This is a genomic window from Proteinivorax hydrogeniformans (genome assembly GCF_040515995.1).
In the GTDB taxonomy this organism is placed as follows: Bacteria; Bacillota; Proteinivoracia; order Proteinivoracales; family Proteinivoracaceae; genus Proteinivorax; species Proteinivorax hydrogeniformans.
Genome location: NZ_CP159485.1, coordinates 1,843,110 through 1,864,411, shown reverse-complemented (window position 1 = coordinate 1,864,411; position 21,302 = coordinate 1,843,110). Strand labels below are relative to the sequence as shown.

General features: G+C 36.0%; 18 protein-coding genes. 14 read left to right on the top strand and 4 right to left on the bottom strand.

The window, feature by feature from the left end:
- The first annotated feature begins 6 nt into the window (after positions 1–6).
- The 10 genes from PRVXH_RS09010 to PRVXH_RS08965 all read left to right on the top strand — a co-directional run bounded on the left by PRVXH_RS09010 (position 7) and on the right by PRVXH_RS08965 (position 12,811).
- The gene (locus PRVXH_RS09010; RefSeq protein WP_353892452.1) at positions 7–1,110 is read left to right on the top strand and encodes an aminotransferase class V-fold PLP-dependent enzyme; all 1,104 of its coding nucleotides are present in this window, start codon (positions 7–9) and stop codon (positions 1,108–1,110) included.
- Position 1,111: 1 nt separating this feature from the next.
- On the top strand, positions 1,112–2,293 hold the full coding sequence (locus PRVXH_RS09005) for a YhfX family PLP-dependent enzyme (protein ID WP_353892451.1): 1,182 nt from the start codon (positions 1,112–1,114) through the stop codon (positions 2,291–2,293).
- A 13-nt stretch (positions 2,294–2,306) separates the two neighbouring features.
- Positions 2,307–3,542, top strand: coding sequence for a phosphopentomutase (locus PRVXH_RS09000; protein ID WP_353892450.1), 1,236 nt, complete (start codon positions 2,307–2,309; stop codon positions 3,540–3,542).
- Complete coding sequence (nagB, locus tag PRVXH_RS08995) at positions 3,523–4,278, top strand: glucosamine-6-phosphate deaminase (RefSeq protein ID WP_353892449.1); 756 nt, start codon at positions 3,523–3,525, stop codon at positions 4,276–4,278. The genes PRVXH_RS09000 and nagB overlap by 20 nt, the downstream gene beginning before the upstream one ends.
- A gap of 262 nt (positions 4,279–4,540) precedes the next feature.
- Positions 4,541–5,500 carry an HD-GYP domain-containing protein gene (locus tag PRVXH_RS08990; protein ID WP_353892448.1) on the top strand — a complete coding sequence of 320 codons (960 nt, stop codon included), beginning with the start codon at positions 4,541–4,543 and terminating at the stop codon, positions 5,498–5,500.
- 298 nt (positions 5,501–5,798) lie between these two features.
- The gene (locus PRVXH_RS08985; protein ID WP_353892447.1) at positions 5,799–7,217 is read left to right on the top strand and encodes a CPBP family glutamic-type intramembrane protease; all 1,419 of its coding nucleotides are present in this window, start codon (positions 5,799–5,801) and stop codon (positions 7,215–7,217) included.
- Positions 7,218–7,484: 267 nt separating this feature from the next.
- Complete coding sequence (locus PRVXH_RS08980) at positions 7,485–7,958, top strand: nucleotidyltransferase domain-containing protein (RefSeq protein ID WP_353892446.1); 474 nt, start codon at positions 7,485–7,487, stop codon at positions 7,956–7,958.
- Between the two features lie 17 nt (positions 7,959–7,975).
- A complete protein-coding gene (locus PRVXH_RS08975) occupies positions 7,976–8,392 on the top strand; it encodes a DUF86 domain-containing protein (protein WP_353892445.1) in 417 nt (138 codons plus the stop codon).
- A gap of 434 nt (positions 8,393–8,826) precedes the next feature.
- Positions 8,827–10,845: an alpha-amylase family glycosyl hydrolase gene (locus PRVXH_RS08970; protein WP_353892444.1), complete on the top strand. Its 2,019-nt coding sequence runs from the start codon at positions 8,827–8,829 to the stop codon at positions 10,843–10,845.
- Between the two features lie 190 nt (positions 10,846–11,035).
- Entirely contained in the window at positions 11,036–12,811 is a 1,776-nt protein-coding gene (locus PRVXH_RS08965; RefSeq protein ID WP_353892443.1) for an aminopeptidase P family protein, read from the top strand.
- Positions 12,812–12,900: 89 nt separating this feature from the next.
- Here the strand turns inward: PRVXH_RS08965 and PRVXH_RS08960 are convergent, their stop codons facing one another.
- A complete protein-coding gene (locus PRVXH_RS08960; protein ID WP_353892442.1) occupies positions 12,901–13,539 on the bottom strand; it encodes a TetR/AcrR family transcriptional regulator in 639 nt (212 codons plus the stop codon).
- A 287-nt stretch (positions 13,540–13,826) separates the two neighbouring features.
- Between PRVXH_RS08960 and PRVXH_RS08955 the strand changes: the two genes are divergently transcribed.
- Positions 13,827–14,648 (top strand): hypothetical protein, encoded by an 822-nt coding sequence (locus PRVXH_RS08955; protein ID WP_353892441.1) that lies wholly within the window; start codon positions 13,827–13,829, stop codon positions 14,646–14,648.
- Positions 14,649–14,700: 52 nt separating this feature from the next.
- Entirely contained in the window at positions 14,701–17,400 is a 2,700-nt protein-coding gene (locus tag PRVXH_RS08950) for an FAD-dependent oxidoreductase (protein ID WP_353892440.1), read from the top strand.
- A gap of 64 nt (positions 17,401–17,464) precedes the next feature.
- On the opposite strand, the gene PRVXH_RS08945 is transcribed toward PRVXH_RS08950, so the two are convergent.
- Genes PRVXH_RS08945 through PRVXH_RS08935 form a run of 3 tightly spaced genes read right to left on the bottom strand, consistent with a single transcriptional unit; the run spans position 17,465 to position 19,182 of the window.
- Entirely contained in the window at positions 17,465–18,691 is a 1,227-nt protein-coding gene (locus tag PRVXH_RS08945) for an anti sigma factor C-terminal domain-containing protein (RefSeq protein WP_353892439.1), read from the bottom strand.
- Entirely contained in the window at positions 18,681–18,866 is a 186-nt protein-coding gene (locus PRVXH_RS08940; protein WP_353892438.1) for a sigma factor-like helix-turn-helix DNA-binding protein, read from the bottom strand. Before PRVXH_RS08940 ends, PRVXH_RS08945 begins: the two co-directional genes overlap by 11 nt.
- The gene (locus PRVXH_RS08935) at positions 18,832–19,182 is read right to left on the bottom strand and encodes a sigma-70 family RNA polymerase sigma factor (RefSeq protein ID WP_353892437.1); all 351 of its coding nucleotides are present in this window, start codon (positions 19,180–19,182) and stop codon (positions 18,832–18,834) included. Before PRVXH_RS08935 ends, PRVXH_RS08940 begins: the two co-directional genes overlap by 35 nt.
- 331 nt (positions 19,183–19,513) lie before the next feature.
- On the opposite strand from PRVXH_RS08935, the gene hypB reads away from it, so the two are divergent.
- Both hypB and PRVXH_RS08925 read left to right on the top strand, forming a co-directional pair.
- A complete protein-coding gene (hypB, locus tag PRVXH_RS08930) occupies positions 19,514–20,182 on the top strand; it encodes a hydrogenase nickel incorporation protein HypB (RefSeq protein ID WP_353892436.1) in 669 nt (222 codons plus the stop codon).
- A 127-nt stretch (positions 20,183–20,309) separates the two neighbouring features.
- A complete protein-coding gene (locus tag PRVXH_RS08925; RefSeq protein ID WP_353892435.1) occupies positions 20,310–21,302 on the top strand; it encodes an NADH:flavin oxidoreductase in 993 nt (330 codons plus the stop codon).

The following is a 21,302-nucleotide window of genomic DNA, read 5'->3' as shown; positions in this document are numbered from 1 at the left end:
GAGTATATGAAAACTTATCCGGTTAAAACGGTAACGCTAGAACAAGCTAAAAAGATGCAGTTTAGATTAGTGGATAAAATTCATAAATACTTTAAAGGGGATGAAATTTTACAAAACGGAGATTTAGGTGTAGTGCCAGATTTAGGCAGGCCACTTTATACAAGTAAAGTAGAGAAAGTGCTGGCAGACTTTTTTGGCGCTGAAGATGCTATGCTAGTTAGAGGAGCAGGCACTGGAGCTATTAGAAGTGTGATGAATGAAGTGTTAAAGCCAGGTCAGAAGGTGCTAGTTCATGATGCACCTATATATCCCACTACAAATGTAATAATAGAGTCAATGGGCTTAGAGCCAGTGTGCGTAGACTTTAATAACTTAAATGATATTATACGTATCGATGATGAAATTGATTTTGCAATAGTGCAACATTCTCGGCAGAAGGTTGAAGATAGTTATGACTTAGCTGAGGTTATTACCAAGTTAAAAACGCTAAACAAAAAAATTAAAATATTAACTGACGATAATTATGTGGTTATGAAAGCAGATAAAATTGGAGTCCAGTGTGGTGCTGATGTAAGCGCCTTTTCGCTTTTTAAGTTGCTAGGTCCTGAAGGGATAGGTTGTATCGTTGGTAAAAAAAATATTATAGCTAGGTTAAGAAAAAAGAACTATTCAGGGGGAAGTCAAGTACAGGGGTTTGAAGCGATGGATGCTTTAAGAGGTTTAGTATATGCGCCGGTGTCTTTGGCTATTCAAGGAGAAGTAGGCGATGAGATAGTAAAAAGGATAAACAAAAAGGAAGTTTCGGGAGTAAAATCAGCTTTTATCGCTAACGCCCAATCAAGGGTTATTTTAGTAGAGTTTGATAAGCCGATAGCTAAGGAAGTTTTAAAAAATGCTCCTAACTTTGGTGCAGCTCCATATCCTGTAGGTGCTGAATCTAAATATGAAGTGTCCGCTATGTTTTATAGGTTATCAGGAACGTTTAGAAAAGCCGATCCAAAGTTGGAAGAGTATATGATTCGAATCAATCCTATGCGAGCTGGGGCAGATACGGTTATAAATATATTAAATGAAACAATGCTACAAATCTCAAATAAAGGGGGAAAGTAATATGTTTTTAGATGCTACCTTAAGAAGAAATCCTAATTTAATTAAATACGCCACCGGTTTACATCAGCAAGGTGATATTTCCCCTAATTCTTATGTTATAGATGTGGATGCTGTAGAATTTAATGCAAGGGAAATTAAGAAAAAAGCCCAAGAGCATAATATAGACTTATATATGATGACTAAGCAAGTTGGTCGTAACCCAGAGCTAGCTAGGAGAATAGCAAAATGTGGAATTGAAAAAGCTGTGGCGGTTGACCCATGGGAAGCAATAGCTTTGGCTGAGGCTAAAATAAAACTAGGTAACGTAGGCCACCTAGTACAAATTCCTAACTCAATGATAAGTAAGATATTATCTTATAGACCAGAGGTAATAACGGTATTTTCTTATGAGATGGCTGAGGCTATATCTGAAGAAGCACAAAAAATGGATATAGTTCAAGATGTACTGTTAAAGGTTGTGGGGCGGAAGGATATAGTTTATGAAGGGCAGTTAGGTGGTTTTAAAGAAGAAGGTCTAATTGAAGAAGCTAGAAAAGTTAACAACCTACCTAATGTAAATATTGCGGGGGTAACAGCTTTTCCGTGTTTTATTTATGATTATGAAAAAAAGAAGATAACTGCAACTGAGAATAGTAAGACATTGCTGAGGGCTTATGAAAAGCTAGAAAATCAGTTGAAAATTAAAATAAAGCAGATAAATGCTCCTAGTGCAACTAGCTGCCATACAATACCGATGCTACAAAAGTTAGGTGCTACGCATGGTGAGCCGGGGCATGCCTTAACTGGGACCACCCCATTAAATGGGCAATCCGACCAGGCAGTGGAAATACCAGCTATGGTGTATGTTAGTGAAATATCACATACCTTTGACAATAAAGCCTATGTGTATGGTGGTGGCTACTATAGGAGATCAAAAGTACAAAAAGCCTTAGTGGGAAAAGATTTCAAAAGCTTGTCAAACCAAAAACTACCTGCTGAAGATATTAACCCTGAAAGTATAGATTATTATGGCGCGTTGGAAATCCAACCTAACCAGAATGTGTGTATAGGGGATACAGTGGTTTATGCTTTTAGGACACAGATATTTGTTACACGAAGCGAAGTTGTTTTAGTTGAAGGTATCAGTCAACAAAATCCTAGAATTATAGGGGTTTATGACAGTTTTGGGAAAAAAATAAGATAAAGGTTGTGTAAAAATGAACTTAAAAAAGGTCATTTTAGTGGTGGTGGATAGTTTGGGTGTGGGTGCTATGGCTGACGTCTGTAAGGTACGGCCGCAAGATGTAAATGCTAATACTTTGCAGCATATACTAAATGAGTCGCAGACTATAAAGTTGCCCAACTTAGAGAAATTAGGCATAAATCATATACTGGGAAAAAATAAATATACAAGTCAAAACCATTTAGCCAGCTTTGGAAAAAGCAACTTAATGCACTATGGAGCAGACAGTTATGCCGGGCATCAAGAAATAATGGGAACCCGTCCACTTAAACCTGTTATGAGTCCGTTTGTCGATGTGATTGATAACGTTAAAAGTAAACTAAAAAGCAAAGGATACAAAGTGAACACGCCTGATTGTAAAAAGCCTTTTTTGTTGGTAAATGACTTGGTTGTGGTAGCAGACAACATAGAAACAGACTATGGCCAAATATATAACGTAACTGCTCCCTTAGACAGTATTAGTTTTGAAGAGGTGCTAAAAATTGGTAAAATAGTTAGGGATACAGTTAGAGTTAATAGAGTAATAGCATTAGGAGGAGAAGGAGTTTCTGTAAACCATATTCTATCAAGTATAGAAATTAGGGAGGACGGTCTTGTTGGGGTTAACTCCCCTAAGTCAGGTGTTTACAACAAGGGTTATCAGGTTCGTCATATGGGATATGGTGTTAATCCTAAAAGTCAAATCTCAACAATTTTAGCCGAAAATAATTATCAGGTATCCTTAATAGGTAAGATGCAGGATGTAATTTCTTGTAGTAAAGCTATTAAAGAGCCGGCAGTAAAAACACAAGAAGTTATGGAGAAAATAGTTAAGCAGATAACCACTATTAACTCTGGTTTGATTGCAGCAACAGTGCAGGAGACGGATTTAGCTGGACATGCTCAGGATGTAGAAAAGTACGCTGAAAAGCTGATAGTAGTTGATAGGTATTTACAAAAAATTATTCAAGTAATGGACAACGAAGATTTATTAATAATAACAGCTGATCATGGCAATGACCCTACCGTTGGACATAGTCAACATACAAGAGAACAAGTACCGATTTTAGTTTACGGAAAGTCTTTTATACCAAAAAAGTTGGAGTGTAGAAGAACATTATCTGATATTGCAGCAACTATAGCAGATTATTTTAATGTTACTAACCCAGAAAATGGACAAAGTTTTTTATCAGATTTGAGGAGGAGAGGGCATGAAAATTCTTATTTGTGAAAATTATGAGCATTTAAGCGAGGTGGCTTCAAATATTATTGAAGATAAAATAACTGCTAACCCGAAGTGTGTTTTGGGGCTAGCTACCGGAGGAACACCGGAAGGAACTTACCAACGACTTATAGATAAATATAAACAAGGTAGTCTAGATTTTTCTTCTGTAACTACGTTTAACTTGGATGAGTACTATGGCTTAAATGGCAGGCATCCACAAAGTTATGCAAAATATATGTATGATAAATTATTTAAGCATATAAATATTGATATTAATAATACAAATATTCCTCAAGGGGATGTAGATGATATAAAAAAGGAATGTAAAAGATATGAAGAAGCGATTTTAGAAGCGGGCGGGATAGACTTACAGTTGCTTGGTATTGGTACTAACGGTCATATTGGTTTTAACGAGCCTAATGCTTATCTTAAGACAAAAACTCACCTTGTTAAGCTTAAAGAAGAAACCATAAATGCTAATAGCAGATTTTTTGAAAAAAAAGAGGATGTTCCAACTAGAGCTATAACTATGGGTATAAAAAGTATTTTTAGGGCAAAGGAGATACTACTTTTAGCATCGGGTCCAGAAAAAGCACCTATTATAATGGAATTATTAAAGGGTCAACTAAGCACTTATGTTCCTGCTTCAATTTTAAATTTACATCCATCAGTAACAATAGTGGTTGACAAAGCTTTTATAGAGTATTTAAAAAAGCAAAATGTAGAGCTTTCAGCTATTTAGAAACTTCTTAAATAACAAAAGCAGCCCTGACTTTGAACAGAGCTGCTTTTGTCTGTAAAGGAACCTAAGGATAGAGGTTGTTGTACGACACAGACGTTGAACCATTTAATACCTAACCTCCTTACTTTTTATGTCATTATATAACATGTTTTCAGATAATTCAATAAAAGTGCGCCGACACTGTTTTCAAGCCTAAAGGCTTACTATGCAGGTGTAGACATAAAAAAAACTCGGTGTTACAATATAATTACAAGCGAGGATTTTGTCGAATACAAAGGAGATGGTTATAATTATCTATACTGGCAAAGTAATAGAACGAGATATATATAATCACTCGTCTGATGATGGAAAGGTTAAAATAGTTAATAAGTATAAAGATGATATTTTAGAGGTTAATATTTATGAGTTTAAAAAAGATATTACCGGCTTTTTTAGGGCGCCTAAAAAAGAAAATAGCGTAAAGACTTATTACATACTAGAGGGAGAGCTGTATAACTACGATACCGGTCGATTTTATTCTAAGGGTGATATGATAATCCTTGATTATAACAGTGAACCTTTTAATATTTATCCTAAAACTGACGTTAAGATATTAGTAAACGCTACTTATGACAATAGTTACGAGAAAAGCAATCAATACTTTAAAGAACTAAATGAGACGTTGGAAAAAATACATGCAAAAGACGACTATACTAGTCATCACTCTCACAGAGTGTATGAGTTTGTGCGTATGCTAGCGCTCGAGCTTGGTTACAAAGGTCAGAAGTTAAGGAATATCCTTCATGCTGCAAAGTATCATGATGTTGGTAAAATCTTTATAGATGACGCTATTTTAAACAAACCCTCATCGTTGACAGAAAAAGAGTTTGAGGTTATGAAAACACATGTCGTCAAAGGAGAAGACTTTATTGTTTCTTGCTTTGGAAAGCCTGTTTTTGATATTGCTTGTCAACATCACGAGCGCATTGATGGAAGTGGATATCCCTATGGCCTAACTGACAAAGAAATCTCCGAAGAAGGTAAGATCATAGCTATCTGTGATAGTTATGACGCCATGACAACTGATAGAGTTTATAAAAAAGGGAAAAGCAAACAAGAGGCAATAGATGAATTAAAAGAGCTTAAGGGGACCAAGTATGACCCCGAGCTTGTGGACTTGTTTGTACATAAAGTATTAACAAAACCGCTAAAGAAAACCGGTAAGATGGGACAAAATTCGTAAAATCGCCTCGCAGGGAAAAGCGCTGTAAATCGTTTGGCAAACCTCGCTTATGAGTAGTGAGAAGTGGGAGGCTGGAAATGGATAAAAACATTGAAGATAAACCCACGTTCTTTTAGCTTTTGGTCCTATGCTCCTGACCACCTGCTATCTGCCAAAACGGTTTCAAACATCTAATTGATGATTGAAGCCGTTTTTTTTATTTGCTTTGGCTATAGATATCTCCCAGCTTCTTTTATAATTTGTTTAAAGGTAAATGGCGTTGTTTATCGAAATTCTATATAGAAGGTGAGGGGATAGAATGAGAAAAATATTGGGCATACTTGGGTATTCACTTTTAATTGTTTTAATCTACCATTTTATTTTAATTGTAATCAACTTAGCTCTAGTTTTTTTCGTTGGTGGCGAGGACACTGTTGCATTTTTTGAAGCATTTGAAATAAGTTATATTTTAGCGGCAGTGGTTACATTTTTAATTTATACTTTGATTACTCACTTAAAGGGTAGAAAGATAGCTGAGGTATGTAGGTTTAAAAAGATTCCTTGGCACAAACTTGTGCTATGTTTTATAGTTGGTGTGGTTGGGGTTTTTACTAGTAGTGCTGTTTTAGGTTTGCTAGAAAGAATTAACCCTGGCTCAATAGAATCCCATAACGAAAACTGGGCGTGGATGAGTGATATACGTTTTGGACTTGTATTTTTATCAACAGGTGTAGCTGCACCCTTTATAGAGGAAGTAATGTTTAGGGGACTTATATTTAAAAAAATGGAAGGTAAAATGTCGCTGATGACTATAATAATATTTCAAGCTGCTTTGTTTGGTTTAATTCATGGAAACCTTCCTCAAATATCTTATACTTTTTTTGCTGGCATCACCTTTGGACTATTACTAATCTGGACAGGGTCTATATGGGCGCCTATTTTGGCCCATGTAGGAAATAATGTTCATACTGTGGTGTTTTCTTTGTCATCATTTGGTCAAGCCATGTCAGATAGTGTTGTATATACATATATTTATTGGCTTGCTTTTCCCGTTGTTTTTGGTTTTATTATGATATATTTGTTTAGAACTAGAGTGAAGTTTAAGCCATGTGATGTTGATGTAGATGTTGCTAACATCAATTCTGCTATTGTTCACTTTCAGACTTTGGACTATTACAATAAAAATGCCGACAAATACACAAAAGATACGATAGATATTAATCTTCAGGAAAGTAGAGATATGTTTGCTAAACACCTAAACTTTGGTGACCATATTTTGGACTTGGGGTGCGGAACGGGAAGAGATAGTAAGGCTTTTATGGAAAAAGGATTTAGGGTTACTGCTGTTGATGGATCGAAGCAAATGTGTAAAATTGCTAGTGAGAATTTAAAACAAGAAGTTATCTGCAAAAAGTTTTATGAGCTTGATATGGTCAATGAATTTCATGGAATATGGGCAAGTGCGTCTCTTTTACATGTGCCATCTTCTGAATTGGAGGATATCTTTAAAAAAATTGCTGTGGCACTTAAACCTAAAGGATATTTGTATGTATCGTTTAAGTACGGAGATTATGAAGGTATTAGAAAGTGCGGTAGATACTTTACCGACTTGACAGAAGAAAGCCTTCGGTCTTTGCTAGATGAGAGCTGGGAGATGGTCGAGATTAAATTAACGGCTGATTTAAGAGAAGGGCGAGAGGATGAAAAATGGTTAAATGCCGTGCTTAAAATTAATTAAGGCAAGGGTGCAAGGACGGGAGTATTTTATCGATACTGGCATAACAATCATTAGCAGCTTTGGAGACAATGTTTGGAAGTTAAGAAAAGATTTTTAGATGGACTAGGGTAGCTTTATGACAAGAAGATTAATATTACACCCAAAAAGGCTCTAGCAATTTTTTGCTAGAGCTTTTATCACTTTCACAAGTGGTATTTTTATACATATTAAAGGAATAATATAGCAGAAACCGTTAGATTATAAAAATAGTAAAGGTGAAGCAGGAGTTTGCGAAATAGTAGAGAAAATAAAATATTAATAGAGGTTATAAAAGGACGGGTGAGAAGAATGAATAGAGAAAGTTTGAACGAGCAATTAGAACTTTTTATTAAGAAAGTTCATAAACAATACTCTATAGATTTTGCATATTTATTTGGGTCTTTTGCTACAGACAGAGCTAATGGACAAAGTGACATTGATTTAGCATTCAAACTAAAAGAAAAACACAATGATAAAGAAGAAGTTTTAATAAAAGGAAATATTATTGACCTAGGCATAAAGTATTTTGATAGGAGAGTGGATGTTGTACTTCTTCACACAGCGCCACCTCAACTTAAATATGAGGTCATTAAGAGCGGATTAGTATTAAAGGATAGTCCTAATAGGGCATCGTTTGAATCGTTAACCTTCAGGGAGTATTTTGATTTTTGTTATTACTCTGACATCTATAATAAGGCACTGATTAAGCGTATACAAGGATAATAAGGAGGGGTGTGGAAATGGTTAACCAGAATTTAGTTTTAACTAAAGTTGCTAAATTGAAAGAATACCTTCAATTTTTAGAAAAAGTGAGGGAATATGGTAAAGATAAATATCTTGGAGACCCTTTTATCTACGGATCTAGCGAAAGATTTTTGCACTTAGCCATAGAGTGTGTAATAGATATAAGTAACCACATTATTTCTGATATGGGATTTAGAAAGCCAGAAACTAATAGAGATTCAATACTAATACTTTATGAAAATGCAATCATAAGTAAAGAGTTATGTGAAAGCCTTTCTGATATGGCATCTTTTAGAAATATACTGGTTCATGATTATGTCAAACTAAATAGAGTAATGGTTTATGATATAATCAATTCTAACCTGAAGGATTTAGAGTTATTTAATAAGGAAGTAGTAAAATTATTATCCTAGGAATATAAAATGTTTGGGAGATTATAATAAGGAAGTCTGTATCGTAGGTAGGACGATATAGACTTCCTTATTCGTTATGATACTTATGGCTTAGATATATTTTTGTGGCCATACCACAACTCATAGGAAAATGTTTATCCTTAAAAATGGAGCACTTAAGAAGACAGCCTGGGCAAGCATATCACGAAAAACCACAGATCCTTCACTACGTTCAGGATGACAATAACTTTAACGCCTCAACTGTAGTGGTGGATCACTGTGTCCACCCTGACCCAGTTGAGGGAAATTATTTTTTGCATTGAAAGAGTATTATTCTTATGCTAATATTAAAAATAAAAAGTTGTGCAGATGATTTAAAAATAGGTTGCTATTTTTAAATGTTTTTTTAGCAGCTTTATGCAAGCGATTGCACGGCGGTGAGGGGAGAGAGTAAAATGTGTGCCAATACATATCGACAGAAGTTAGCTATATTAATGGTAGTATTTATGATTTTTGGCTCTTTTGGCAGCAGCTTGCCTATGGCATTTGCTGAGGAAGACGCCCCTTCTCAAGAAGAGGTACAGGTAAAAATAAAGGCAGATGTATCGCCTGGTGAAATTAGTTATAATGAAAACGCTGTACTGGAGCTGGAAATTGAAAATGGGGAAGATGTTGAGATAAGAGGAATTTATGTTGATTTAACTGAAGTTGGTGGCGAGGAAAAAGTAGAAATTGATACTGAGCTAAAGGAAATTACCATCGCAGTGGATTATGCCACCACATCAGGGGTTAAAATCCTGCCGGTCACCGCTACTGATACCGACGGCAATCAACATAATGGCGAAGCTGAGCTTACCGTCGCTCCACGTCAGTTTGTGGGAGAAGCAGACTTTGACTGGGATCAAGCTATAATTTATCATTTATTGACAGATAGATTCTTTAATGGAGATCCTTCAAATGATGACCCATATGGAGTGGGGTACGATAAAGATGACCCCGGTGCATATCAAGGTGGCGATTTTAAAGGGATTACAAAGAAGCTTGATTACTTAGATGAGTTAGGTGTTAACACTATTTGGATCAGCCCAGTTGTTGAAAACATTGTCCATGATGTTAGACACAGTGACACACCTCATATTACTCCTTACTATGGATATCACGGGTATTGGGCGCTAAATTTTGATGAGCTAAACCCCCATTTTGGAACCATGGAGGACTTTCATCAGTTAATAGATGAAGCGGATGCTCGGGGTATGAAAATCATGCTTGATGTAGTGCTAAATCATACGGGATATGGGCTAAAGGAAGATGATGCAGCTTTGGACGATGGTTCAATTCCTTTCTTTCCATCAGATGAAGATAGACAGCGATTTGATGGCATGCTTCGGACAAACGAAATGCTAAGAGGTGTTGTTGATCGTGAGATAAAAGGAGAGTTAGCTGGGCTTCCTGATTTTATAACAGAAGATCCAAAGGTGCGACAGCAGGTTATTGATTGGCAGACCCAATGGATTGAGATGTCTACAACTCCTAACGGCAACACTATTGATTATTTTCGCGTTGATACAGTAAAGCATGTTGAAGATACTACATGGTTTGCCTTTAAGAATGAACTGACTAAGAAGATGCCAGAATTTAAGATGATAGGGGAGTCTTGGGGTTCCAACCCCAATAATGATCATGGCTATTTAAATTCAGGTATGATGGATTCGATGTTGGATTTTAACTTTAAAAATCATGCTAGAAACTTTGTTCGTGGCAGCATTAATACTGTAGAAAGCAGCTTACAGCAGCGCAACGAATTGATGGATAACACAAAAACTTTTGGTCAATTTATAAGCTCCCATGATGAATCCCGCTTTTTAACAGAATTAGGTCAAGAAGAAAATTTAGGTGCACAAATGGTGGCCGCTTCTTTACAAATAACAGCCAAAGGTCAGCCTGTTATTTATTATGGAGATGAATTGGGCCTTTATGGCGAGGATAACCATCCATACTACGACAACCGTCAAAATATGCCTTGGGATGAAATAGAAGGTAACGTTGTTCTTGAGCATTATAAAAAAGTGATAAATGCTAGACAAAAGTTTCCTGAGGTGTTTGCTAGAGGTAGTCGGAACTTGGTTGAAGGCTCAGGTGATTTAGGATACTCAATTTTTAAGCGAGCATACGAAGATGAGTCTGTGATTGTGGGGTTAAATATAAACACAGAAGAGACAGACGCGACCTTTGAAGTTCCTTATGGTAGGAGAACTACTTTGGTTAATTTGTACAATGGCGAAACAGTAAATGTAAGTAGAAATAATGAGGTTACAGTTACGTTGCCAAGTATGGATAATGGTGGCACGGTAATCTTGGTAGCTAGTGACGAAGAACCTGAAGGTGCTTTTTGGACCTATTTCTATATTCTTATTGGAGTTGGCGCTTTAGGTATTGCCGGCGCTGTGATATATAAGAGGGTAAAGTCTAAATAACAAAAGAATTAAATAAAAGACTCGCTAGGGATTTGAACCATTCATAGCGAGTTTTTTTATCTTTAGATAACCAAAATATTTTTGTTAAAAAGCAGGAAAGTAAGCAAAATACTTGAATTTAGATATATAAGAGGGTTAAAAAAATGAGATTCACAGCTTAACAAATAAATTAATAAAGGAGATATATAAAATGAAAACAGCGGAAAAACTACTTAGATTGCGGGAATTGATGAAGAAAAATAAGATTTCTGCTTACATGACTACTATTAGCGATCCCCATCAAAGTGAGTATGTAAGCGACTGCTTTAATAGTCTTAAATGGCTATCAGGCTTTACCGGCTCTCAAGCTACTATGGTAGTAACCTTAAATGAGAGTGGTATATGGGTAGATGGCAGATACCATATCCAGGCGGAAGAACAGCTAGCAGATACTGAGGTAAAGGTTTTTAAAATGGGAAAGGGTAAAGTTTTATCTGTAGGTGATTGGCTTAAGGAAACTATAGAATGCGGTAGCACCATTGGATTTAATGGCGAACTTTTCTCTCAACGTCGCATTGATGATATAAAAGAAAAACTAAAGGGAACCAATTTTACCCTAGATGGTGGTTGCGATTTTTTAGAACAAGTTTGGGAGGACAGACCAAAGATTATATTTAACGAGATCTTTCTTCATGACATAAAATATTGTGGCAAGTCCGCCCAACAAAAGATTAGCGATGTTAGGGATGATATGGATAAAAAGCATGTGGATTCAACGATAATCTCCAGCTTAGATGATATAGCTTGGCTGTTTAATATAAGAAGCAGTGACATTCCTAATAATCCAGTGGCCATGGCTTATGCATTTATAACTCATAAAGAAGCAGCTTTATTTATAAATAAAGACAGTCTTACAAGTGAAGCAGATGAGTACTTAAAAGAGCAAAAAGTGTTAGTTTATGATTATGAATATTTCTTTGAGTATTTAAGCAAGCTGCCTAAGGGATCTAAGGTTTATCTAGATTACAATAGAATCAATTTCAAAATTTATAATGAAGTAGATAAGCTATGTAAAATTAACAAAGGGGTTAATATCACTACCAATCTTAAGGCGATAAAAAATGACACAGAAATAGAAAATCTCAGAAAATGTCAAATAAGAGATGGAGTAGCCATGGTTAACTTTTTGCATTGGTTAGATCAAAACGTTGCTAACAAAAATGTTACCGAAATAAGTGCGGCACAAAAGCTTAGGGAGTTTAGGGCAGAGCAAGACTACTTTAAAGGAGCAAGCTTTGAGTCTATATCAGCTTTTAAAGAGCATGCAGCTATGATGCATTATCAAGCAACTAAAGAGAGTAATTACACCCTAGAAGGCAACGGGTTTTACCTTATAGATTCGGGCGGCCAATACCTAGATGGTACTACAGATATTACAAGAACAGTGCCACTAGGAAATTTACCGGAGCAGCTAAAAAAAGATTATACACTGGTGGTAAAAGGACATATAGCACTTTGTAAAGCTAAGTTTTTGTATGGAGCAACTGGAAGTAATTTAGATGTTTTAGCAAGACAACCAATGTGGGAACAAGGGATAGATTATAAATGCGGTACCGGTCATGGTATAGGCTACTTCCTAAACGTTCATGAAGGACCACAAGGTTTTAGCTCAGCATCCCATGTCAAGCTAGAAGAAAATATGGTTACAACAATAGAGCCTGGCGTTTATCGAGAAAATAGCCACGGAATAAGAATCGAGAATACAGTAGTAGCAAAAAAGGCTGAAAACACAGAGTTTGGACAGTTTATGAATTTTGAAACCATTTCTTTATGTCCAATATCTAAATCGCCTATTAATAAGGATATGCTAACAAGCGAAGAGATTTTATGGTACAACAACTACCATAAAATGGTTTACGATAAACTATCTCCGTATTTAGAGGAAGATGTTAAAAAGTGGCTGAAAGAGGAAACCAGCGCTATATAAACATTTTAGAAAAAGAAAAGCAGATGCCAAAGCCAACAAAATCCTCCTTAGACCTACAGGTCTAAGGAGGATTTTTTATACGCAAATTATTATTTTTGTTTTGATTCATCTTTTATTAAGATGCCATTAAGAATTATTTCAATTCCGTAAGTGTAATAGTTTTGGAATTGATCTCCTAATGAAGTGATGTTTGTTTTTTGCGGTAACATCAAAACTCCATCAAACATAGCCCAAAGGGAAATGACTAGCTCGAAAGTGTCACAAGGTTTTATAATACCTTCTTCAACACCTTTTATAATAGGTTTCTCCAGTTGCTTTAGGATTTTGATAATTCTATTTTTTAAATAGACATTTTCATTTGCCTTAGCATTTTTTCCAAAAAATCCACTAAATAGAATGCGATATTGATGGTTGTGGTGTTGATAAAAATGAATATAAGATTGCAATAAAAGACATATTCTAGCCTTAGTATCTGTAGCAGGAATAGAAGAAGCAACATTAAGAGTACTTTCTAGTAGATCAAGCGCTTCTTCAAAAAGGGCAGTATATATTTCAAGCTTATTATTGAAATAAAGGTATAAAGTGCCTATGGCAACACCGGACTTTTTAGAGATTTGTTGCATAGTTGTGTGTTCATATCCTTGTGTAGCCATGAGTTCTACTGAACTGTCCATAATATGGCGTTTTTTTTGTTCCTTTTCAGCTTCGGTAAGGCAAAGTCTTGCCATGAAATTAATCTCCTTTTGTATATCCTTGATTAAACTATCTTATCATATTCTAGAATTAAGCACAAGATTGTGAATATAATTAGAATGAACATATATTCATTGTTGAAAAAATCTGACAAAATCGTTGACAAAGGGAGAAAGTAAAGTTATAATTTTCACAAATGAACACTGATTCATTTTATTTTAAAAATTCTACTAGGAGGTGGGCAATCTTTAAAATAGCAGGTTTAAGTGATTTTTTTTAGTTAAAAATTTTAGAATTATCAAAACAAAGGAGCGTGTAAAAATTGGAGGTTTCGTTATTTAAGCACTTTAGTGCGATGGCTATTTATGCTTTAGTGTTATATGTGATAGTTGAACTTTTTAGGAAAAACTACAAGGTGGCAACGTATTTTTATGTGCTAGTTTTACTTTCATCACCTCTTTGGTTGCAGAACATAGAGGGCTGGTTTAGGTGGATGAAGTATCTCAGTATTTTTGTCCCTATCATAATATTAGGTTACACCAGAATAGCTTACGTAGATGATAAAAAAGGTTCTGTGTGGAATATATTAAAGAATGCTAAATTCCTATGGTTCTTTTATGCAATAATGTTTTTAAATATTATAGAAGCCACAATTCAGGATATAGAGCTAGGAAACTACTTTAATGCAGCTGTAGGTTTGATCCTTTGTGCAACCATACCTTATGCGACTAAATATTGGAGATTTAGAAAAAAAGAAAACGCGGTATTAATCGCTTATACTACGATTGCTTGGGCCTTTTTATATACAACATGGAATGCTTGCTTTGTATATTCAGAAAGTCCAATGTATTTTGCTGGCTCATTAACCATTTTGTTGGTAGCTTTTTTATATCCAGTTATAAAGAAAAGGCCAGAGTTATATGTACATGCTAGGGTTTATACCTTAGCTACACATTTACTTTTAAGGGCAACGTTTGATATTTTCCCGTCAACTATGGATTCTTCATCTTGGTTTAATACTAGCTTTTTAATGTGGTGGGGGATAATCAATTTAGCCATTGCAATCCCTTATCTATTTTGGCATATCTACCAATTATACACAGGTAATACTGACCAAAGTTTTGGGTTAAAGATCCAAACTTAGGATAGACAAAAGGACGTTTTAGAGCTTAAATAAAAAAAGTGGGGGACTAATCATGGTAAAAGAAAAAGTGTTGGATTTAGCGAACAAAATTAGTAGAACTAAGAGGGGAGCAAAAAATGAAATAACACCACAACGGCCGGAATATAAAATTTTAGAGCCTGTTGTGACAGAAGAGATGGCGGAGGTTGCCCTTTGTCTTGAACTGCGCAAACCTCAAGCTGTATCGGAAGTAGCTACGTTATGTGGAAAAAACGAAAAGGATACAGAAGAGATTTTATGGAAACTAGCAGAGTACGGCGTTGTATGTGTAGAAAAAATTGATGGTGTTGATAAATATTGGATCGAGCTTTGGGTTCCAGGCCATATGGAAATGATGGTTAACAACAAAGAGCTAGTGAAGAAATATCCCCAGGTAGGCCAAGCTTTTGAGGAGTATGGGAGGGCAAGAGCACCACTTGCTGTAGGAAACTTTCCGGTAGGAACAGGGCCTATGCGTGTAATTCCTATCGAAACTTCTATAGATGGGGAGAGCAGAAGAGCATCATATGAGGAAATTTCTAAGTATTTAAACGACAACACTCTTTTTTCTGTTTCAGACTGCTCTTGCCGTACTGCAAGAGAAGTAATGGGAGAAGGCTGTGGGCATCTAAAAGAAGAGATGTGTATTCAGCTAGGAAAAGCTGCTGAGTTTTATATCCGTACAGGTAGAGGACGAGAAATTAGCCGTGAAGAAGCATTTGAGATAATAAAAAAAGCCGAAGAAAATGGCTTAATGCATAGCATACCTAATTTAGATGGTGTAGGTGAGACCCATGCTATCTGTAATTGTTGTGGTTGCTCCTGTCTAGCTATTAGAAATGCCGGGATGTTTTTGCATAGTGACTTTGTTCGTTCCAACTATATTTCACAAGTAGATGAAGAAAAATGTGTTGGTTGTGGCGAGTGTGCTGAAGTTTGTCCTGTTAATGCATTAAAACTAGGTCAAAAGGTATGCAGTAAAACTCCTGTAAAACCTAAAGAAAGAGAGGAGTTACCGTCTAATTCAGAGTGGGGCCCGGATAAATGGAATGAAGACTATCGCATAAACAAGGAAAATGTTGTGGAAACTGGAACTAGCCCATGTAAAACTAATTGTCCAGCTCATATTTCTGTACAAGGTTATATTAAACTGGCTGCTCAAGGTAACTACCTAGAAGCTCTTGAACTTATAAAACATGAAAACCCGTTCCCTGCAGTATGTGGTCGCATATGTCCTAAAAAATGTGAGTCTGACTGTACTAGAGGAGATGTAGATGATCCAGTTGCTATTGACGATATTAAAAAGTTTATTGCAGAACAAGAGTTAAGCTCAGACAGTCGTTTTGTGCCTAAAATTAAACATAGATATGGTAAAAAGATTGCTATTGTTGGAGCAGGACCATCAGGACTTTCATGTGCTTATTACTTGGCTGTTGATGGTTATGATGTGACGGTATTTGAGAAAGAAAAGGTACTTGGTGGGATGTTGACATTTGGAATTCCATCTTATAGATTGGAAAAAGAAGTAATCAATGCTGAAATTGACATTTTACGCGATCTTGGTGTTAAATTTAAAACTGGTGTAGAAGTTGGTAAGGATTTGAGTCTTCAAGACTTAAGAAAGCAAGGGTATGAAGCTTTTTATGTAGCAATAGGTGCTCAGCTAGGCAGAAAATTAGGAGTAGAAGGAGAAGGGGCCAAAGGGGTACTTACAGGTATCGAGTTTTTACGTAAAGTTAACCTAGGAGAAGATTTAAAGCTTTCAGGAAAAACTGTTGTAATAGGTGGTGGCAACGTTGCAATTGATGTTGCAAGAACTGCTACAAGAATTGGGTCATCAAAGGTTGATATGTTCTGCCTTGAAGATCGTGAGGAAATGCCAGCCCTTAAAGAAGAAGTAGAAGAGGCTATTTACGAGGATATCGGTATAAATAATTCTTGGGGACCAAAGCGCATTATGGTTGAAGACGGACGTGTGGTTGGAGTAGAATTTAAAAAATGCATGTCAGTTTTAGATGACAGTGGAAAATTTAATCCTGTATTTGATGAAAATCAAACAAAGATTGTAAAAGCAGATAATCTATTGGTTTCTGTTGGTCAGGCTATGGACTGGGGCGACTTACTAAAGGATAGTAAAGTGAAGTTTAACCAAAACCAAACTATAAAGACTGACTCTTTTACTCTTCAGACTGATGAACCTGATGTATTTGCAGGTGGCGACTCTATGACTGGGCCAAGTTTTGCTATTGATGCTATTGCCATGGGTAAAGAAGCTGCAATCTCAATACATCGATTTGTTCATCCAGGACAGAGCTTGGTAATAGGTAGGGATAGAAGAGAATTCCATACATTTAACAAAGAAGACTTAGTTATAGAAGGGTATGACCGTACTCCAAGACAAAGAACAGAGCACGTTGATGTAGCTAAAGCTAAAAAGTCTTTTAATGATTTTCGTGCTACATTTACTGAGGAACAAGTTAAAAAGGAATCTGAACGTTGTTTAGGTTGTGGGGTTACCTCTGTAGATGAATACATGTGTTTAGGTTGTGGCGCATGTACAATTAGATGTAAATTTGATGCAATTAGTCTTGATAGGAAATACGATGCAGAGAGCGTACCGTTAGAAAAGCTTAAACCTGTAGTTATAAAACAAATGGTTAAACGTAAAGGAAAGATTACTGCCAGAAAGGTCAATAAGTTTGTAGCGGGAGTTTTCTCGGGAAAAGAAAACTAAACATACAGTAATTAAAACGTAAGAAAAGTCCGTCTTAATGACGGACTTTTCTTAGCGATTAAGTTTAATTTAGATTCGGTGATAAAGGTAACGCTTGATCTATTTGTAGTGAAATCAGATCGTTTTCTTCTACCAATTCTAAAATATCTTCAACCTCGCCATGTACTAATACCCCAAAAACATTCATACCATTTTCATCAATATAGTCTAAAGCTTGTTGGTAATACTCCACCTTGTCGGGATAGGTTTCCAAAACTTCTACGGCATCTTGGCGGTTACTTAAATAACTTAATAGGGAACGATAGTGCTCTTCATAGCTTTTGGCCCACCCAGTAGAATCACCTGGTCTAGCTTCTCTAAAGTGTTCGACTAAATTAAAGGTGGGATACTTTTTTGGGTCAGGGCTGTCATTGGTTACAGAACCGTCATTGGGGTCGGGGTTAAATCCTGTTAGGTGGTTGGGCCTATCTTCAGGGATATCATCTTTATCATGGGTTCTGACCCCCACCCACTTAAAGTCTAACTCTCTTTTTTTCAGATTCATTTCTGCAAACTCTTCTAGAGAGAGATCCTCTTCAAATGTCATGTAAGCGGAAACATAGGCGACGGAGTTTAGCTCTTGTAGGTACTTAGTCATATTATCTACCTGATCATTATAAAAGCCACGTTCATATAGAGTATGGTCTGCGACGATATTGAAGCCACCACTACTATACCTTGGGTTTAAATCAAACAATCCGGTTAAAGTGCCATGAGGAAGGTCTTTTCTAAGTTCTAGAGAGTGCACGCTATTTTCCCTGGTAAAGAGATTATGCTTGTAATAGGTAATCGAATAGTTACCAAACCCCTCAGACTCGATGTGCTTTATACCTGTTAGAGAATAGCCGGGTAGGTTTAAAGTAGTAATTGCGTGTAAATCAAAATACATGTCAGGGAAGTACTCCCCTTCTGATATTTCAGCAGGGTTATAGTAAAACCGATCAACTATAGGTGAAACAACGTAAAAGATACTTACATACAGCAAAACAACAGCTAAAACAGAAGCAAGGACTACTTTACTAAGGCGAAGGTTGATGACCTTATTAATATTTTTGATTTCGCTTCTGTCTTCAAATTTTTCATTGGACAAATCTTCTGAGGAAAAGCTTTGTTGATTTAACTGTAAGGGGAAATCCTCGGCATAATAGTCTTCTATAGCTTGATATTTTTCTAGTTCTTTTTCAACTATGTTTATCTCTTCTGCTGAGGCTTTACCTTCTTTATACTTTTCTAAAAGCTTTTTAAAATTCATAGGAATCCTCCTTTAGAATTCGTTGTAATTTTTTTCTAGCCCTATATAAGGTGGTCTTAATAAGTGAGGGGTTAGAATCTAAGGTTTTAGCTATTTCTTTAATACTAAGTCCTCCATAATAATATAGGATAATAACTTCTTTATATGTTTTTGGAGTTAGGGTCACTCTTCTCATAGAGCCTAAGATCTCTTTCGTTGGCTAGGATAGTTTTTAAGGGAGAGTTATCACCTACTATAAAGGGTGCATAGTCATCGATTGATGAATTTTGTTCCTCTTTTTTTCGCTTTAAGTCGATAAAAAGATTTTTTGCTACGCGAAATAGCCAAAACTTTAGACTGTCATCAGGTTTATCTAAAGTTAAGAATGCTTTATAGAACGTATCGCTAACTAGATCATTGGCTAAATCGTGGTCATTGCATAGGGAGAGCACGTAAAAATACAGTTCTTTATAATATTTTTTATAAACTTTTTCTAAGGCGTCTTTTTCCATAAGAAACTCTCCCTTCACTATATAAACGAAATAACGTCAAAAAGGTTACACCTAGTTTAAAATAATTATAATGGAATATATAGTTAATTTGAATATCTATTTTAAGAGTTAGTGCAAACACAAAGTGCTAACTTCCAACCTGCTTAAAGTAGCTAGTGAATATTGACACTTTCACCAGCATCATATAGACTAAAAAAGAAGTGAAAAAATTAAGTAAATACAAAGCAGGTTTAACGCGGAGGTGGTTAACACACAGGTGTGGAAGCGAGGCTAGTTATTTTAGCATAGTTAATACATAAAAAATTAAAGTTAATTTAGGGGGATAAAGTACATGGAAAATTATAAAATAATTAAAGTAGAAAAAAGTATATATGAAAGTAATAACGTAGAAGCTGATAAGGTTAGAGAAAGGCTAAAAGAAGAAAAAACTTTTTTATTAAACTTAATGTCCTCTCCTGGGTCGGGTAAGACAACCACTGTTATAAGAACTATTGAGGCACTTAAGGATAAGATGGAAGTTGGAGTAATCGAGGCTGATATAGACTCATATGTAGATGCTGAAAAGGTTCATCAAGCGGGGGCAAAGGCGATTCAGCTTCAAACAGATGGTATGTGCCATATAGATGCCGTAATTTCTAGGGATGGCTTAGATAGCCTAGGAAGCAAGGATTTAGATTTTGTCATCATAGAAAATATCGGAAACCTTGTATGTCCAGCTTCTTATGATTTAGGAGCTGTAAAAAATGCAATGATTTTAAGTGTTCCGGAGGGTGATGACAAGCCACTAAAATATCCAAAGATGTTTGCTAATGTGGATGCATTAATAATTAACAAAATTGACACTATGGAGTTTTTTGATTTTGATTTGGAGGCAGTCAAAAAGAAAGTAACAGAGATGAATCCAAACATTGTTGTATTCGAAATTTCAGCAAAAACAGGACAAGGCATCGATAAATGGGCTAGTTGGTTAAATGAAAATATAAATAAGTGGAATAATTAAAATATATAATAAGCCGTGCTGAGGTCTATAGTAATAGTCCTCAGCACGGCTTGTTTATGCTATGAGCCTTTGCATATCCATAGAGTTTCAAATATAATTAAGACAAACACTTAAGGGAGGAGATATTATGAAAAATTTGCTTAGCTTACTTGATACAAGGAACTTGTCTTTACATAATCGGTTGGTTTATCCACCGATGGCTACTACCAAGGCTGATGTTGATGGGGCACTTACACAGGAGATTTTAGATTTTTATAAAGAAAAATCTGAAGGTGGCTATATCGGTTTAATTGTGACAGAGCATGCATTTATAACGCAAAAAGGTAAGGCGCATGAAAGGCAGCTTTCCATTTCTAAAGATGAGGATATTGAAGGGATGCGAAAGTTAGCGGATGTTTTAAGAGGAAATGGCTGCAAATCGGTAGCGCAAATTAACCATGCCGGGGGAAAGGCCAAAAAAGATGTTACTGGCTATACGCCTGTCGCTCCTTCAGCGGATAGTGAACATTTGAAAGGTGAGGTGCATCAGCTTAGCTTAGATGAGATTTCTGATATAGTCAGTGAGTTTGCTGATGCAGCACTTAGGGTCAAAAAAGCTGGTTTTGATGGCGTTCAGATCCATTCTGCCCATAGCTATCTTTTAAATCAGTTTTTTTCGCCTTTAACTAATAAGAGAAAAGATAAATACGGTGGAGACTTAAATAACCGCATACGAATTCATCTTGAGGTTATTGAAGCTGTACGCAAAGCTGTGGGAGAAGATTTCCATGTTCAAATAAGGTTGGGTGCTTCGGACTTTGAGGAAGGTGGAACTACCATTGAGCACAGCAAGGTTGCTGCTAAAGAGTTTGAAAGGGCTGGGGTTGATATTATAGATATTTCAGGAGGGGTAAATGGTTATAATATTAGCGGTCTAAAAGGTCAAGGTTTTTTTGCGCCGTTAACCGAGGCGATTAAGGAAGTGGTAAATGTTCCTGTTGTGTTAACAGGTGGCATCACAGATCTCTTAGCTGCTGAAGAACTTCTAAAAGAAGATAAAGCTGACCTTATTGGTGTGGGAAGGGCTATCTACAAAGACTCTACATGGGCTAAAAGAGCTTTTGACAAGCTCAATGGATAA

Excerpts from the sequence above, each read along its gene's own strand:
- PRVXH_RS09010 (WP_353892452.1), top strand. The coding sequence starts at position 7 with ATGAAAACTTATCCGGTTAAAACGGTAACGCTAGAACAAGCTAAAAAG.
- PRVXH_RS09005 (WP_353892451.1), top strand. The coding sequence starts at position 1,112 with ATGTTTTTAGATGCTACCTTAAGAAGAAATCCTAATTTAATTAAATAC.
- PRVXH_RS09000 (WP_353892450.1), top strand. The coding sequence starts at position 2,307 with ATGAACTTAAAAAAGGTCATTTTAGTGGTGGTGGATAGTTTGGGTGTG.
- nagB (WP_353892449.1), top strand. The coding sequence starts at position 3,523 with ATGAAAATTCTTATTTGTGAAAATTATGAGCATTTAAGCGAGGTGGCT.
- PRVXH_RS08985 (WP_353892447.1), top strand. The coding sequence starts at position 5,799 with ATGAGAAAAATATTGGGCATACTTGGGTATTCACTTTTAATTGTTTTA.
- PRVXH_RS08975 (WP_353892445.1), top strand. The coding sequence starts at position 7,976 with ATGGTTAACCAGAATTTAGTTTTAACTAAAGTTGCTAAATTGAAAGAA.
- PRVXH_RS08970 (WP_353892444.1), top strand. The coding sequence starts at position 8,827 with ATGTGTGCCAATACATATCGACAGAAGTTAGCTATATTAATGGTAGTA.
- PRVXH_RS08965 (WP_353892443.1), top strand. The coding sequence starts at position 11,036 with ATGAAAACAGCGGAAAAACTACTTAGATTGCGGGAATTGATGAAGAAA.
- PRVXH_RS08960 (WP_353892442.1), bottom strand. The coding sequence starts at position 13,539 with ATGGCAAGACTTTGCCTTACCGAAGCTGAAAAGGAACAAAAAAAACGC.
- PRVXH_RS08950 (WP_353892440.1), top strand. The coding sequence starts at position 14,701 with ATGGTAAAAGAAAAAGTGTTGGATTTAGCGAACAAAATTAGTAGAACT.
- PRVXH_RS08945 (WP_353892439.1), bottom strand. The coding sequence starts at position 18,691 with ATGAATTTTAAAAAGCTTTTAGAAAAGTATAAAGAAGGTAAAGCCTCA.
- PRVXH_RS08940 (WP_353892438.1), bottom strand. The coding sequence starts at position 18,866 with ATGAGAAGAGTGACCCTAACTCCAAAAACATATAAAGAAGTTATTATC.
- PRVXH_RS08935 (WP_353892437.1), bottom strand. The coding sequence starts at position 19,182 with ATGGAAAAAGACGCCTTAGAAAAAGTTTATAAAAAATATTATAAAGAA.
- hypB (WP_353892436.1), top strand. The coding sequence starts at position 19,514 with ATGGAAAATTATAAAATAATTAAAGTAGAAAAAAGTATATATGAAAGT.
- PRVXH_RS08925 (WP_353892435.1), top strand. The coding sequence starts at position 20,310 with ATGAAAAATTTGCTTAGCTTACTTGATACAAGGAACTTGTCTTTACAT.